We start from the raw sequence: 14829 nt of genomic DNA, 5'->3' as shown, positions 1-14829 counted from the left end.
GCTGCCGCGGCTCGACGGTCGACTTCGACCACGGATTGATGTCATCAATCCGAACGCATCACTATCGATTGTTTGTATCGAGGAGTGCGTCTGTCTAGCGTCTTGCAGCGGGGAAAGCGACGCGAACGACCTGTTCGGCGTCACTGAAGCGCAGGAGTCGACGATGACCGCAGCCTTCCGGCCGATCACCCATCTCAGGGATGCAAGTATCGGTGTGCCCGGCTACGGCAAGGCTCTGGAGTTCTACAAGAACCTCTGGGGACTGCAGCCGGTGGCCGACGACAGCGCTGTGACGTTCTTCGCCACTCCCGCGGACCCGGAGCAGTACGTCCTTCGCGTCCGGCACCGGGAGCTCGGCAAGCTGGACACCCCGGGCGGCGGATACGGCGTCCGGTTCTTCGACCCCCACGGCCGACTCGTCGAGGTGCCCGCCGGGGGGTCGCGCAGAAGCCCTTCCGGGAGCTCGAGGAACGCGAATCCGCCCCCAAGAAGCTCAGCCACGTGGTGGTCAACTGCACCGATGTGTCCGCGACCAAGGCGTTCTTGCGTCTGATGCGCGCCGGTCACCGCCCGCTGTGGGGGCCAGGCCGGCACGGCGCGGGAAGCAACACCTTCACCTGCTTCCTCGATCCGAACAAGAACGTCGTCGAGTACACGACGGAGCTGGAGACGATCGAGGACGAGGAGGCGTGGGAGCCCCGCGTCTTCGACGGCACCTCTCCTCAGTCGCAGGACCAGTGGGGGACCGGCGGGGCTATGACCGAGGCCATGCTGCCGGTGCTGCTCAAGCAGACGGACGGCGGTCTGTGGACCCCCTCGCCCATCTGATCCCTCCCCTCCTCAGCAAAGGCCACTGAAGTGACTCTTTTCCTTGATGACGCAGCGGTACAGGCGGCCTTCGACTGGGAGCTGGCAACCTCGGCGGTGCGCGAGGCGTACGCGACGAGCGTGGACGGAGCGCGCTATCCGGCTCGCGGCATGGCCCGCGGAGACCACGGCTGGCTGCGCACGCTGACCGGCGTACCGGCCGGACGCGAACTGATGGGGGCGAAGATCATCGCGGCTGCGATGCCGACGCGCCGCGCGTCCTACCTCATCCCCCTGTTCGACCAGCGGACGGCCGAGCTGGTCGCCCTGCTCGACGGCCACTCCATCACCGGATACCGGACGGCGGCCACCTCGGCCGTCGTGGCGGACCTGCTGTCCCCGCCCGGCGCCCTGACCGTCGCCGTGATCGGCTCCGGTTTCGAAGCGCAGAACCATGTGCGCGCCCTCGCCGTCGCACGCGACCTCAAGGCCGTACGGGTGTACAGCCCACGACCGGAGAGCCGAGCCCGGTTCACCGCCGAACTGTCCGACCTGCCGATCACGCAGGCGACCAGCGCCGAGGAGGCCGTCGCAGGCGCCACGCTGGTCGTCTGCGCCGCCCGGTCCCGCGACGAGACCCCCACCCTGCTCGGCAAGTGGCTCCGACCCGGCATGACCGTCGTGTCCATCGGATCCACCCTGCCCGAGCAGCGTGAGGTGGACCCCGAGGTGATCGCCCGTGCCGACGTGATCGTGGCGGACATGGTCGAGGAGGTGCTCGACGACACCGGAGACCTGATCGCCGCGCGAGCCGCCGGTCTCGACGTGGCGGGCAAGATCTGCTCGCTGGCCGACCTCGTCGGCAAACGCATCCCCGGGCGCACCCACGTCGACCAGATCGCGCTGTACAAGTCGGTCGGATCAGCGGCCCAGGACCTGGCGGTCGCCGGCATGTGCGCGCGCAACGCCGAGCGGCTGGGACTCGGAACCCGGATGCCGGCCACCATCCATCCCGTGCAGAAGTGAGAGAGCCGCCATGACCACGCAGACGACCGTTCCCCTCGGTCTGTCCGACCCCACGCTGCTGCACACGGCCGCCTACGTCGAGGGCACGTGGCTGGAAGCCGGCGACAGCGGTCGGCTCACCGTCCGCAACCCGTCGACCGGTGTACTCGTCGCGGACCTGCCGGCACTCAGCAGGGCGCAGACCGCCCAGGCCGTCGACGCCGCTCATCGCGCGCTGCCCGAGTGGCGGGCGCGGTCGGGCAAACAGCGCGCACAGGTGCTGCGGCGCTGGTTCGACCTCGTCTCCGAGCACACGGAGGACCTGGCCCGGCTGATCGTCCTGGAGGAGGGCAAGCCACTCGCCGAGGCCCGCGGGGAAGTCGCTTATGCCGCCTCCTTCATCGAGTGGTTCGCCGAGGAGGCCAAACGGATCCGCGGCGACGTGTTCGCGGCACCGGAAGGCTCGCGCAGGGTGCTGGTGCTCAAGGAGCCGGTCGGGGTGTGCGTGGCCATCACCCCGTGGAACTTCCCCGCCGCGATGATCACCCGTAAGGCCGCTCCGGCACTGGCCGCGGGCTGCACGATGGTCGTCAAGCCCGCCGAGCAGACGCCCTTGACGGCACTGGCCCTCGCCGAGCTTGCCGAGCGGGCCGGTGTACCGGCCGGGGTCCTCAACGTGGTGATCGGCGACCCGCGCGAGATCGGGCCCGAGCTGACCGGCAACCCGCTGGTCCGCAAGGTCAGCTTCACCGGCTCCACCGAGGTCGGCAGGCTGCTCCTGGCCCAGTCCGCCCAGACGGTGAAGAAGACCTCGATGGAACTGGGCGGCAACGCACCGGTGCTTGTCTTCGACGACGCCGACGTCGAGACCGCCGTCGCCGGTGTCGTCGCCACCAAGTACCGCAACACCGGACAGGCCTGCATCAGCGCCAATCGTGTCTACGTGCAGGCGGGAATCCACGACCGCTTCGCAGAGGCGTTGACCCGCAGGGTCGAGGACCTCGTCGTCGGCGACGGCTTCGACGACGGCGTGCAGCAGGGACCGCTCATCGACGAGGCAGCGGTGGCAAAGGTCGAAGAACATCTCGCCGACGCAACGAACCGGGGTGCCAGGATCCTGTGCGGCGGTTCACGGCACCGGCGTGGAGGGCTCTTCTTCCAGCCCACCGTGCTGGCGGACGTGGCCCCGGGCATGCTCGTCACCCGCGAGGAGACCTTCGGCCCGCTCACCCCGCTCATCCGCTTCACCGACGAGGCCGAGGCCGTCCGCATGGCCAACGACACCGACTACGGTCTGGCCGCCTACCTCTTCACCCGCGACGCCGAGCAGACCTGGCGCGTCTCGGCCGCCCTGGAAGCGGGGATGGTGGGCATCAACACCGGCCTGATCTCCAACGAGGTCGCCCCCTTCGGCGGCGTCAAGCAGTCGGGGCTGGGGCGGGAGGGCTCCGTCTACGGCATCGACGAGTACCTGGAGATGAAGTACCTGGCCTGGGAAGGCGCCGGCGCGCCCTGAGCCGACTGCCGCGCCGGACACCGCAGCACGAACGAGTGCGCCAGGACCAACCCGCCAGCCGCTGAGTCACCACCCCCATCACCCACACACCGAGGCAAGGACGACAATGCCTGCATACACCCGCACAGAGGCCCGGGACTGGGCCCGCGAAAAGCTCGTCGGAGCCGTCAACTGCACTATCCCGTCGTTCACCGCCGACCTTCACGGCATCAACGAGCAGGGCATCAGACACGACATCCGGCTCGCCGAGCAGCACGGATTCCTCGGCACCCTCGGCGTCTCCGAGATCAGCATCACCCTGCCCGAATACCTCGACTTCCTGCGCATCGTCCGTGATGAGGCAGGCGACGACTTCGTCGTGGTCCACCACGGCAGTTGGAGCACCCTGGAGCAGAACATCGAGGCGGTGCGCGGCGCCGAAGCCGCCGGTGCCGACCTGGTGCTCCTGTCCTACCCGCCGAACTTCTACCCGGAGTCGGAACAGGAGATCTACGACTACACCAAGGCCGTCTGCGACGCCACGAACCTCGCGGTCATCCTGTTCCCTATGTTCCTGTGGGGGTTCAGTTCCCGGGTGCACCCCTCGGACATCCCGACGCGGCTCATCCGCCGGCTCATCGACGACTGCCCCAACATCGCGGTCATCAAGGCCGAGGGCGGCTTCCCCAGCATTCAGAGCGCCATCGAGTGCCACCGGCTCTTCGGCGACGAGGTCGTCATCTCGGTGCCCATCGAGAGCGAGCTCATCCCGCTGGCACAGGTCATGCCCATTCAGCTGTCCGCCACGAGCGACCACGAATACTTCGGGCCCATGATCCCGCGTGTCATGCAGCTGCTGCGCGAGGGCAAGTACGACGACGCCACCGACATCTACTGGCAGCTGCATCCGGCCCGCAAGATCAAGAGCGGCCTTGCTCCCGTGCTGAACGGCGGTGCCTTCATCAACCGGCAGGCATGGAAGTTCCAGGGGTGGCTGCAGGGCTACAACGGCGGACCGCTGCGCCAGCCCACCCAGCGCATCCACGACGCCCAGATGCACGCCCTGCGCAAGGGACTCCTCGACGCCGGACTCGAGCCCAGCATGGACCCGTTCCGTGAGTTCTTCATCGGAAGGAACCCGGCATGACCCCGGACGAACTGGACCGTGCCGACCCCGCCGGCGCGATCGCCGATGCCGCCAAGCGCTGCTCCAACTGGGGGCGTTGGGGACAGGACGACGTACTGGGCACCCTCAACTTCCTCGACGAGGGCAAACGGCGGGAGGGCGCAGCCCTGATCCGGCGCGGGGTCTCCTTCTCGCTCGCCCAGCGCTTCGACACGAACGGTCCGCAGAAAGGCTGGCGCCGCAGGACCAATCCCGTGCACACCATGCTCACCTCGGGCCTGGACGCCGAGTTCGGTCCGCCGGAGTTCCCGCACGGCCTCGGCGGTGCCGACGACGTGGTGTTCATGCCGTTGCAGGCGTCGACGCAGTGGGACGGCCTCGGACACATCTTCGACCACGGCATGGCCTACAACGGACGACGCGCCTCCGCGGTGGTGACCAGCGACGGCGATCAGCTCACGGGTATCGAGACCGTGGCCGACCGGATAGCGGGCCGAGGAGTGCTGCTCGACGTCGGCCGGGCGAACGGCACCGACGGCGAACTGCCGGACGGCTTCGCCATCACCACCGAGCACCTCGAAGCCACGATCGCCGCACAAGGGGACTCCTCCCGAGTGGGCCGGGGCGATCTGCTGCTGGTCCGTACGGGACAGCTGGCGCGGACGCGTCGCGACGGCTGGGGCGACTACGCGGGCGGGCCGGCACCCGGCCTCTCGTTCACCACCGCCGACTGGCTGCACACCCGTGAGATCGCCGGTATCGCCACCGACACCTGGGGCTTCGAGGTCCGGCCCAACGAATTCGACCAGGCCTTCCAGCCCCTGCACCAAGTGGCCATCCCGCACATGGGCCTCTTCATCGGCGAGCTATGGGATCTCGACGCCCTCGCAGACGACTGCGCCGCCGACGGCATCTACGACTTCTTTCTCACCGCCGCCCCCCTCCCCGTCACCGGTGCCGTCGGAGCCCCGGTCAATCCCATCGCCATCAAGTAGCCCCCCCGGGAAGGACGCAAGTCCGGCCCGTACGAGGTCCAGGACCGTCGTCGCACCGGGGAGGGTGTGCAGCCCGTGCTCGCCGACGACCCCGGCGGCGCAGCGGCCGGCGCTTTCTCAGGTGGAGAAGCGCATGGTGTGAGGAGTTGTCGAGGGCGGCGGCACGGCCTCAAGGGCGGCCCCTGGACCGCGACCGCCGGTGAGGTCCTCGCGAAGGTCAGGCTCGTCACGACCAACGTGAATAAACTCGTCAATAACAACTCGAACCGACATGAACAGGAACACGAGGCACTAGCGTCCGTGCGCGGGCCGATTCCATCGATGAAATCAATGCGACCGTATTGACAGGACCCGTTTCCCGCTGTGCCCGAGCGCTCCTACGCTTCCTATCAACCGCGAGTAACGGCGCCGCGGTCGGCGTCGACGCAACAAATCGTGAGGAGACGCTTGTGACTTCAACGGATGCAGTCGCGAAGGCGGATGCTGTCGCGAAGGAATACTTTGCCGCGTTCAATCGGCGGGATTTCGAAACACTGACGAACATGCTCGCTCCGGATTTTGTCTTTGAACATGAAAGCCCGATCGAGGGGCGCGACAAAACCATCTCGATGTTGCAAGGTTTCTGCACCGCCTTCCCTGATCTCGCATTCTCTGATATCGACCAAATAAGTCGCGAGGACGAGGTAGTGTGCTTCCTGCATGCGTCAGGAACCTGGCGGGGTGAGTTCGCCGGGATTCCGCCGACGGGCAGGCACTTCACAGCTCTTGTCGTCGACCGTATTCGATTCTCCGGTGCATCCATTGCGAGTGTTTCGACGGTGTGCGAGGTCCTGGGCAGCTTCAGCATGATGCATCAGTTGGGGATAGCTGCGCATCCATCGGAGGTGTAAGCGACCGCCTGGCCGTTCTCCGGGCGTTCGTTCACGGCAACGTGCGCCAGCTCGCCGCGGTGCACCGCCGGGTGCTGGCCGCGCTGGCGTATATCGGTGTCGACTCGGTGCAACGGCGGGTGTTCGGCGGCACGAAGCAGCGCGCGGCGTTCGGGCACGCCAAGACCGCGTCGAAGTCGCCGTTGGTGCGCGGGCTGAACGTGCTGGCCGCCACCGTGTCCACGCCGCTGGCCGCGCCGGTGGTGGCGGCGCGGTCGCGGGGCGGCAACGCCAGCTCCACCCGGGGCGCGGCCACCCTGGTGGCCGCGTGCCGCCGCAACGGGGCGTACTTCTCGGTCACCGTGCGGATGGATCCCAAGGTCAAACAGGCGATCACCGGCATCGCCGACGACGCATGGACCGCGATCAACTACGCCAACGCCATCTACGACGAAGCCACCGACACCTGGATTTCCGACCCGAGATCGCCGAAGTGCCCTACACCGCGTTCGCCCCCAAGGCCGCGCACCGCACCGAAGGCAGCATGATCGTGCGGCGGGCGAAGCGGCTCAACCGCAAGGCCGCCGCGCAGGGCCAGGGTGAGCTGTTCGCCACCTACCGGTATCACGCGTTGTTCATCGACAGCCCGTTACTCCTCCGCGCCGAGTCCGACCGCCGCGGCCACGCAGTCGTTGAGCAGGTCTTGCTCGCGGTCACCGCCCGCACGCTGACCCGAGCACTGGGTGCACTGGCCTCGGCCCGCCACGGGAAGGCCCGCGGCGCCACCATCCGCACCGAACTGATCGCCGTCGCCGCCCATCCCGCCCGCAGCGGACGCGACCAGATCACCCCGTCATGGGCGCGCGTGGTCACGCCCTTGGCGGTCACCGCGATGCTGGGGGCCCGTGCTGCCGGCTTGTTCACAGCAATGGGGCGGACAGTGGGAGGCGCGCTCCGGCTCGAGAGAGGTCTCTCACCGGGAGCGCGCCGCTCGTCCTCACCTACGCCGTGAGCCCTACGAAGGGATCACGGCCGGGTCCCCGGCAGGAGCACATGGCGATGCCGGGACGGGTCGTGGGGCGTTGTCGTAGTCGGCGTGATGTCAGGTGTGGTCGCAGTCACGGCAGATGCGGAGAGTGCTGTTTCCGCTGGCAAGTTGGCTACGGTGGTACACGAGGAAGCAGGCCGTACAGACGAATTCGTCGTCCAGCGGCGGAAGTACTGGGATGGCCAGTTGCTCGCTGGAGAGGTCGGCGCCGGGCAGTTCGAGGCCCTCGGAGGCCTCGAACTCGTCGACGTCAATGGCGGGAGCGGATGTGGACGTGCTCCGGGCTTTGAGCTCCTCGAGGTTGTCGATGACGCCGTCATTGCGTGGGGCGTCGTAGTCCTTTGCCATGCCACCTTCTCTGTCTGATGCTTACGGTGCCTGCGCATGTCTGTGGCGCATGGGCGATAGGAAGCGGACGGTGATACGTCAGGCGGGCTGGGCGGTAATCATGCAGAGCCTCTTGGTGGCCCGGGTCAGGGCTACGTACAGGTCCCTTTCCCCGCTGGGGCGGGCTGTGATGATCTCCGCGGGGCTCATGACGATGACCCCGTCGAACTCCAGACCGCGCGCTTGGGACGCCGGCACTACGCGTGCGAGCTGCGCGATGCCCGCGGCCGTCAGCTCGCCCACCCTCGTGTCCGCGCAGATCACCCCGACCAGCTCTCCCGGGTGGGCGGTGTGCTGGGCACGAATCTCCTGGGCGACGGTGGCGACCAGCCCGTCCAAAGGTGCGGTCAGGGTGCGAGGAGCCTCACCACGTCGCAGCGACCGTGTCGGCTTCTGGTCCGGAGCGATCCGCGCGAGCAGGTCTCGCACACTGTCCAGGACTTCCTGGGTGGTGCGGTAACTGACGGTCAGGTTGTGGAGGTTGAACCGCGGGCCGACATGCGGACTCAATGCCTCCTTCCAGTCGCGTGCTGTCGCGACCGGGCCGGCCTGGGCGAAGTCGCCCACCAGCGTCATCGCTCGTGCCGGGCAGCGGCGGACGATCATCCGCCACTGCATGGCGGTCAATTCCTGTGCCTCGTCGACGACGACGTGCCCATACGTCCGCTCCGGCGGGCCGTCGATCAGGCTCGCCGCCTCGTCCAGCAGCGGCACATCGGCATCCGTCCACGGGTCGTCCGGACTGCGCAGCAGACCTGACCGCTCGTCCGCGGTCAGCCGGGGCAGATGCTCGGCGAGAGAGGCAGGGTCGGTCAGGAGAGCCCTCACGAGGTCGGCGGGTACCAGCCGCGGCCACAGCGCCTCCACCGCTCGGTCGACGTGGGCGTCGTCGAGGAGATCGGCCCGGACGGCGTCCGCGTCGAACTCGACGGCCGGTCCCGGGGCGGCCGCGCCGTCGTGGCCGTGGCGCAGGTCGGCCGCCGTGAACCGGTCGAGGTTCCTGCCCGTCAGCTGGGCGACCTCGGAATCGATCCGCTCCAGGAGGTCGCCCATATTGCGTGCCAGCGCATCGGTGACGGCGTCGACCAGGAGCTCCTTGAACACCTGGCGCGAGGGGTTGTGCCCCAGCTCGGTCGCCACGGTGGCGTCGCGTGCCACGGCGACTCTCTCGCCCGAGAGGTGAACTACATCGTCTCCGACCCGCACAGCGAAGTCGCCATCCGCAGCCTGGTGGACGCGCAGCAGGGAGGCCAGAGCGTCGGCGAGGACGGAGCTGCCCTTGAGACGCGCCGCATCGAACGGCTCCACCGTGTCCGGGAACACTCCGGCCAGTTCCTGGCAGGTCGCCAGGACGACGTCGTTCTCGCCGAGCGAGGGCAGGACCTGGGAGATGTAGTCGAGAAACCGCACGTTCGGCCCGACCACCAGGACACCTTGCTCCGCGGCGCGCGGGAACGTGTACAGGACATACGCTGCCCGGTGCAGGGCGACCACCGTCTTCCCCGTGCCGGGCCCGCCTTGCACCACCGTCACCCCGCGGTGCGCGGAGCGAACGATCTCGTCCTGCTCGGCCTGCAGCGTCGCGACGGCCGCTTGCATCCGGCCCGTACGCCGTGCCGAAAGAGCGTCGGTCAACGGGCCGTCGCCCACTACGTCTTCGGCAGTCGGGGCGGAGCCGTCCAGCAGTTCGTCGCTCACTGCGACCACCGTGCGATCCTCCAGGCGCAGATGCCGACGCCGCCGCAGGTTCATCGGGTGAACCGGCGTCGCCTCGTAGAAAGGCCGCGCCGCGGTCGCACGCCAGTCCACGAGCAGGGGCAGGTCGTCGGCCTCCGTCTGCAGTCCGATCCGGCCGATGCGCAGAGCGGTGTCGTCCGTCCAGTCAATGCGGCCAAAAACCAGCCCATTCTCGGCGCCCTCAAGCCGACCGATCTCCTTGGTCAGACGTTCAGCGGCGACCTCTCGCTCATATACCTCACCGGCGCTCTCGGCCGGAGCCGTGAGTACATCCGCCCGGTGCGCCCGCGCCTCGGAGAGCCGCTCGGCGAGCAGTTCGTACAAGGCGGACACATGAGCTCGTTCCAATTCGACCTGACGCACAGCGGGGTCGTTGACCTGCGACAACAGGGGGCTCCTCTCGGTTCGAGCCACCACTATGCGGTCGAAATTATTCAAAAGTAAGTCTTGACTTACATGGGTTGATCGTTGCCTATGGGAGGGGAATATGAATGACCTGGGGGAATGCAGGTATGCGTTTGGCTCGGCTTAGTCAATTTGCATTTACGCCGCATGTGTGTCCCCAGATCGGTGCTCATGGACGGCTGAAGACGGCTGCTCACCCACCGCTGAATTCCGGCGGGACCTGCCGTGACATGCGACAAAGCCACTGCGTTGCGGAGGCAGGCGTCGGATCACTGCGGGGGTGGGCACGAAGGCCAGCCGTGCGAGCGCAGCCACGCCAGCAGGTGCCGATAGCCTTTAGGCTTGGGGGGAATGCCTCGGTGGCCAGGTGCCGGCCGATGGTTTCGATGACGGCGGCCTGGTGGAGGTCGGTGTGCGTGTCGATCCCGCCGACCACTGCGATGGGCTGCGGCTGGCGGCCGGGTTGGTCCTTCCGTGCGCGGTCATGTGGGCGCGCGTACCGGCTCGGCGGAAGGACACGACTGCGATGGGACCACGTGGGTCACGCTTCTATGAGGTCACGGTCGCGGAGCCGGTACGCGTAATGGCACCGCTCGTCAGGTTGACGATCCAGAGTGAGGACAGCCGGAGCGTCAATCGGGGATCGGGTCGGACCCCCGAGCGGTGCCTCGGGCATCCTCACAGTCGGGGATCTTGGAATTTCCCGTGTGCCGGCATGATGAGCGGGCATGCTCGGCGCTGTTTCGAAGACCGATCTTCACCGAAGTCATCCACCCACGACCACACGAGCATCCCGAACCCCGCGCTCACTAGACCCGTGACCAGCAACATCATGATGCGCAGTGTTCACTGAACCCTGGGGGGCACGTTTGCGGTGAGGAAGGCGACCTGGTCGCTGACTACCCGCTCAAACACCTCGCCGACGTAGATGTCGAAGTGACCGACGTCGTATCGCTTCACGGTGCCCCACGGTGCCTTGGAGAGGTGACGGATGGTCGTCTTGGCCGGCGCCACGCTGTCGCGGTCACACACTGCGAACAGCGCTGGGCAGCCGATTTTCTCGGCGCTCTTTCCGGGCATGTAGGTCGCGATCTCGAACATGACACGCGCCGGCACAGCTAGGTTCGCTTGATCGAGACCGGAGGCTGCGAGCAAGGCTTCGAAGCCTGGCAAAGCGTCGGGAGAGGACATCACGGCCACTGTTCCTGGTCGTCCCATCCCGTCGATGCGCACGGGCTCTCGTCCGAGACGAGCAGCGATGACGTCCTGGAACGCCTTGCCCATCAGCTTGAGGGCAGTCAGCTTGGGCATGGCCTTGCCTGCCGCTTGACCGTCGGTGAAGGGGCACTGAGAGATGACAGCGGCGATCCCGGGATCGTCAGCGGCGGTCACCAGGACGTGCCCGCCAGCGAACGATGTGCCCCACAGGATGACTCGGTCAGCGTCGGCCTCGGGTACCGAACGGGCAAACGCGACCGCGTTGCGCCAGTCCTGAAGTTGGCGCTTGACGTTGACCAGCTCGCGCGGCATTCCTTCGCTTCCACCGAAATGGCGGTAGTCGAAGACCAGGCATGCGTATCCAGCGGCCACGAAACGCTCGGCAAACGCGTCGAGCCGTTGTTCCTTCACACCGGTGAACCCATGCCCCATCACGACGATCGGAACCTGGTGCTCGGGGCCGGCCCCGTCGGGCAAGTACAGCCAAGCCGCGCAGTTGCGCTCTCCGGACCGGAAATGCACGTCTGCGCGTGTCGGTATGGGGGTAGTCATCTCGTCCTCGTTCCTCGAATCAGCAGCCACGTGGAGCGTCCGCCGCCGGCTGGACCGCCCGTGAACGGGATGCCGCGCGTCACGACGTGGCAGCGTCACGAATGATGCACGGCGGACTGCGGTAGCGGCATCGTCGCCCGGCACAGAGTCTTGGAGGGGCCTTGTGCAGTCTGCACAGCAGGGGGCGAGCGCCGCCGTCTGTTCTTGTTCGGGCTATTCCCGTTCGGGCGGGGCGGCTGGGTCAACCAGGACGGCCGCGCCGAGCCACCGTGCCGCTGCAAGGGCCAGCGGCAAGTCATGAGCGGAATCGGAGACCGGATGTCCGAGCAGCCTCTCGGCGACCGAGAGCCGGTAGTGCACGGTGTTGCGGTGGCAGTTCAGCACGCGCGCCGCGGCGGAGACGCTGCGGCTGGATCCAAGGTATGCCTCGAGGGTGCCGCGAAGCTCGCTCTCTCTCGGCGCATCGAGGGCGAGTCGGCCCAGTGTTTGCGTCACCCAGTCCTGGGCCTGGTCGAGGTCTGCGGCGAGGAAGGCGATCGCGCCGACTTCTTGGTAGGGCACCACGAGCGCTCGACCGCCGTGCGGAACGGCAATCTTCCCGACCGCGTACGCCGCTGCGGCCTGCCGGTGGCTGCGGGCGAAACCGTCCGGGCCCCTGGCGGGTTCGCCGAGGGCGATGCAGAGGTTGGCGTCAACGGAGTCCAACTTGTCGCGGATAGCCGCGGTGTCCAGCGGGGCGTCCGTCACCGGGAGCCAGAACCACCGGATGGACCGGTCGCGCGAGGTGACAAGCGGTGCCCCCACCGCGCCGAGAGCCTTGGCCAGAGCCGAGATCGCCCCATCGAAGCGGATCGGATCGCTCTCGCCCGCAGCGGAGTCCAGTGCCCAAATGATCGCAGCGACGTGTCGGCGGCGTAGCCGATATCCCAACGCGGCCTCGGCGCTGCCGACCTCCGCGTGATTGCCCGACAAAAGCCCTTCGATCGCCTGGGAGCGCAACGACTCGCCATGCTCTGCCCAGCGGATGCGCTCCTGCTCGTACTCCCCAGCCAGCAGCCGGAGGTTGTGCTCAACGAACAAGCGATCGAGATCCAACAGATACAGGACCGAGGCGAACGCCGAGGGCACGTCCTCGGCCAGATCTGTCAACTCCGCTACGCACGCGCGGATCCACCTGCGCTCGGCGAACAGGTAGGCGTCCACCACGTCGTACAGAGGCATGCCGCTCCGCGCCAAGGCACGGATGAGGGAGACCGTCCGGTGTGGGGGAAGCGCAGTTCCGACTTCGTCCGGGTTCGCGAGCAGATGCAGGAGGATGTTGACGTTGTCCTGAACCACTCCCCTCAGTAGAGCCAGGTCGATATCGACAGGCCCCTGCTCTTGGAGCCTCGCGAGTACCCTCGCAGCGATGTCATCGACGACCGCTGCGGATCTCGCCGCCAGCCATTCCGCCAGTTCAGGCCTGCCCAGCACCGTTGACACCACACCAGCGTCACAAGTTTGTGCATCGAGCACAAGTTGCCGTGAGAGGCTGTTGATCAACAGAAAGGCATCGAAGCCAGTCATTCCGCGGGTCAGGCCACCGCTCGAAGCGGTACCAGATCATCCTCACAGTCTTTCCAGACGTGAGGGCTGCGTTTTCGCTGGTGGGGCGTAGGGTCGGTGATCTGGTGGGAGTGACGGCTTGTCATGTCGTCGCTGCTGTGTGTGTGGGGGGGCGTGGATGCCGTCGGTGGTCGGGCTGCTGGAACAGCGCGAGCTGGGTGCTCGCCGTCGGGTGGACGAGTTGCGGGAGGAGGCCGACCGCGTCCAGGCCGAGCCGGCCGTGGCCGAGCGGGAATGGCAGAAGTGAGCCATCGCCCGCTCGCGGGTCGGCGAGGGCTGGCCCCGGCGGAAGAGATGGGGCAGGACCATGCCCGGGCCGACCAGAGCGTGCCGTCCGCCGAGGAGCAGTCCACAACGATGCCGCCGCTGCCGGAGGCGGCGAAGCCGAAGTCGCGGGTGCCCATGTGGCGTGAGGGGCTCGACTGGGCGGTGCTGTCGGTGGACTACCAGCGCATCCTGCAGTTGGGGGCGGACCGGGTCCGGCTCGGTCAGGGGCCGGTGACCTGCCAGGAGATGGCCGCCGCGTTCGGCATGGAGGTGGTGCCGGCCCGTGTGGAAGCGCTGCGGTCGAAGGCGAAACGCCTTCTCGCGCGTGGCTGGCTGGCCGAGCCGGCGCCGGGCCGGTTCACGCCCGCCCGAGGTGTGGCCCAGCCAGGCGGCGGCTCATGACCATGGTCATCGACCACAGGATCATCGCCTCGGCACTGGCGGTGCGGCGTTCGTAGTCGCGGGCCAGGCGGCGGCTTTGCATCAGGTGGGCGAACAGACGCTCGACGATCCACCGCTTGGGCAGCACCACGAAGCCCTTGACGTCGTCGCTGCGCTTGACGATCGCCAGCACCAGCGCGAACGTGGCCAGGCAGTGCTCGACGAGGCTGCCGGTGCAACCGCCGTCCGCCCAGACGAGGGCGAGACGGTGGTGCGCGTCGGCCACCCGCGCCAGCAGGACCTGCGCGGCGGCACGGTCGCCGACGTCCGCGCTGGTGACCATCACGCCCAGCAGCAGGCCGAGGGTGTCGACCACGACGTGCCGCTTGCGCCCGTTGATCTGCTTGCCGCCGTCGTAGCCGCGGCTGTCCGTGCCGACGACGGCGTCCGCCTTGACCGACTGCGAGCCGATCACCCCGGCCGTGGGCTCGGGGTCATTGCCCAGCGTCTCGCGGACCCGCGCGCGCAGCCGGTCGTGGAACTCCCTGACCAGGCCATGGTCGCGCCAGCGGCGGAAGAAGGCGTACGCCCGGTCCCACGGCGGGAAATCGGCCGGCATCGCCCGCCACTTGATGCCGTTGTCGACCAGGCAGCGGATCGCGTCCAGTATCGCGCGGTGGCAGTACGCCTCCGGCTGCCCGCCGCGGCCGCGCATCCAGCCCGGCACCGGCAGCAGCGGCCGGACCCAGGCCCACTCGACGTCGGTCATATCGGTCGGATACCGGCGCTCGCGCACCCCGTTGTCGGCTGCGTTTCCGAACCGGTGAGCCAGGCAGTCACACTCCAGGGCGACCGAAGTGGACTGCCAGGACATCGACACGGAAGACTGCGGCACCGGGGCCTCCTGATGTTGCTCGGTGATTCGACACCAA

13 protein-coding genes and 1 pseudogene are annotated in these 14829 nt (G+C 67.8%); 9 read left to right on the top strand and 5 right to left on the bottom strand.

The window, feature by feature from the left end:
• Positions 1–501: 501 nt before the first annotated feature.
• The 8 genes from P8T65_RS07055 to P8T65_RS07020 all read left to right on the top strand — a co-directional run bounded on the left by P8T65_RS07055 (position 502) and on the right by P8T65_RS07020 (position 7309).
• Positions 502–828 carry a hypothetical protein gene (locus tag P8T65_RS07055; RefSeq protein ID WP_316724506.1) on the top strand — a complete coding sequence of 109 codons (327 nt, stop codon included), beginning with the start codon at positions 502–504 and terminating at the stop codon, positions 826–828.
• A 30-nt stretch (positions 829–858) separates the two neighbouring features.
• The gene (locus tag P8T65_RS07050; protein ID WP_316724505.1) at positions 859–1833 is read left to right on the top strand and encodes an ornithine cyclodeaminase family protein; all 975 of its coding nucleotides are present in this window, start codon (positions 859–861) and stop codon (positions 1831–1833) included.
• 10 nt (positions 1834–1843) lie between these two features.
• Positions 1844–3328 carry an NAD-dependent succinate-semialdehyde dehydrogenase gene (locus tag P8T65_RS07045; protein ID WP_316724503.1) on the top strand — a complete coding sequence of 495 codons (1485 nt, stop codon included), beginning with the start codon at positions 1844–1846 and terminating at the stop codon, positions 3326–3328.
• A 106-nt stretch (positions 3329–3434) separates the two neighbouring features.
• Positions 3435–4454, top strand: coding sequence for a dihydrodipicolinate synthase family protein (locus P8T65_RS07040; protein ID WP_316724502.1), 1020 nt, complete (start codon positions 3435–3437; stop codon positions 4452–4454).
• Positions 4451–5428: a cyclase family protein gene (locus tag P8T65_RS07035; protein WP_316724501.1), complete on the top strand. Its 978-nt coding sequence runs from the start codon at positions 4451–4453 to the stop codon at positions 5426–5428. Before P8T65_RS07040 ends, P8T65_RS07035 begins: the two co-directional genes overlap by 4 nt.
• A gap of 449 nt (positions 5429–5877) precedes the next feature.
• The gene (locus tag P8T65_RS07030) at positions 5878–6318 is read left to right on the top strand and encodes an ester cyclase (RefSeq protein WP_316724500.1); all 441 of its coding nucleotides are present in this window, start codon (positions 5878–5880) and stop codon (positions 6316–6318) included.
• 41 nt (positions 6319–6359) lie between these two features.
• Positions 6360–6845 (top strand): hypothetical protein, encoded by a 486-nt coding sequence (locus P8T65_RS07025; protein WP_316724499.1) that lies wholly within the window; start codon positions 6360–6362, stop codon positions 6843–6845.
• The gene (locus P8T65_RS07020; protein WP_316724498.1) at positions 6791–7309 is read left to right on the top strand and encodes a hypothetical protein; all 519 of its coding nucleotides are present in this window, start codon (positions 6791–6793) and stop codon (positions 7307–7309) included. Before P8T65_RS07025 ends, P8T65_RS07020 begins: the two co-directional genes overlap by 55 nt.
• A gap of 90 nt (positions 7310–7399) precedes the next feature.
• On the opposite strand, the gene P8T65_RS07015 is transcribed toward P8T65_RS07020, so the two are convergent.
• From P8T65_RS07015 to P8T65_RS07000, 4 genes are all read right to left on the bottom strand, one after another.
• A complete protein-coding gene (locus tag P8T65_RS07015) occupies positions 7400–7693 on the bottom strand; it encodes a DUF4193 domain-containing protein (RefSeq protein ID WP_316724497.1) in 294 nt (97 codons plus the stop codon).
• A 78-nt stretch (positions 7694–7771) separates the two neighbouring features.
• Entirely contained in the window at positions 7772–9802 is a 2031-nt protein-coding gene (locus P8T65_RS07010) for an AAA family ATPase (RefSeq protein WP_316724496.1), read from the bottom strand.
• Positions 9803–10720: 918 nt separating this feature from the next.
• Positions 10721–11644, bottom strand: coding sequence for an alpha/beta fold hydrolase (locus P8T65_RS07005; protein ID WP_316724495.1), 924 nt, complete (start codon positions 11642–11644; stop codon positions 10721–10723).
• 213 nt (positions 11645–11857) lie between these two features.
• A complete protein-coding gene (locus P8T65_RS07000) occupies positions 11858–13210 on the bottom strand; it encodes a helix-turn-helix domain-containing protein (protein WP_316724494.1) in 1353 nt (450 codons plus the stop codon).
• A 157-nt stretch (positions 13211–13367) separates the two neighbouring features.
• On the opposite strand from P8T65_RS07000, the pseudogene P8T65_RS06995 reads away from it, so the two are divergent.
• Positions 13368–13918 (top strand): annotated as a pseudogene (locus P8T65_RS06995) (hypothetical protein).
• On the opposite strand, the gene P8T65_RS06990 reads toward P8T65_RS06995, so the two are convergent.
• The gene (locus P8T65_RS06990; protein ID WP_316724493.1) at positions 13875–14792 is read right to left on the bottom strand and encodes an IS5 family transposase; all 918 of its coding nucleotides are present in this window, start codon (positions 14790–14792) and stop codon (positions 13875–13877) included. The pseudogene P8T65_RS06995 and the gene P8T65_RS06990 sit on opposite strands and share 44 nt — an antisense overlap.
• Between the last annotated feature and the right edge of the window lie 37 nt (positions 14793–14829).

This window comes from Streptomyces sp. 11x1 (assembly GCF_032598905.1).
In the GTDB taxonomy this organism is placed as follows: Bacteria; Actinomycetota; Actinomycetes; order Streptomycetales; family Streptomycetaceae; genus Streptomyces.
The sequence above is the reverse complement of the archived record's forward strand: the minus strand, read 5'-3'. Positions and strand labels throughout refer to the sequence as shown.

Bases quoted from the DNA above. Each gene is read 5' to 3' on its own strand.
- P8T65_RS07005 (WP_316724495.1), bottom strand. From the start codon at position 11,644: ATGACTACCCCCATACCGACACGCGCAGACGTGCATTTCCGGTCCGGA.
- P8T65_RS07015 (WP_316724497.1), bottom strand. From the start codon at position 7,693: ATGGCAAAGGACTACGACGCCCCACGCAATGACGGCGTCATCGACAAC.
- P8T65_RS07045 (WP_316724503.1), top strand. From the start codon at position 1,844: ATGACCACGCAGACGACCGTTCCCCTCGGTCTGTCCGACCCCACGCTG.
- P8T65_RS07035 (WP_316724501.1), top strand. From the start codon at position 4,451: ATGACCCCGGACGAACTGGACCGTGCCGACCCCGCCGGCGCGATCGCC.
- P8T65_RS07000 (WP_316724494.1), bottom strand. From the start codon at position 13,210: ATGACTGGCTTCGATGCCTTTCTGTTGATCAACAGCCTCTCACGGCAA.
- P8T65_RS07040 (WP_316724502.1), top strand. From the start codon at position 3,435: ATGCCTGCATACACCCGCACAGAGGCCCGGGACTGGGCCCGCGAAAAG.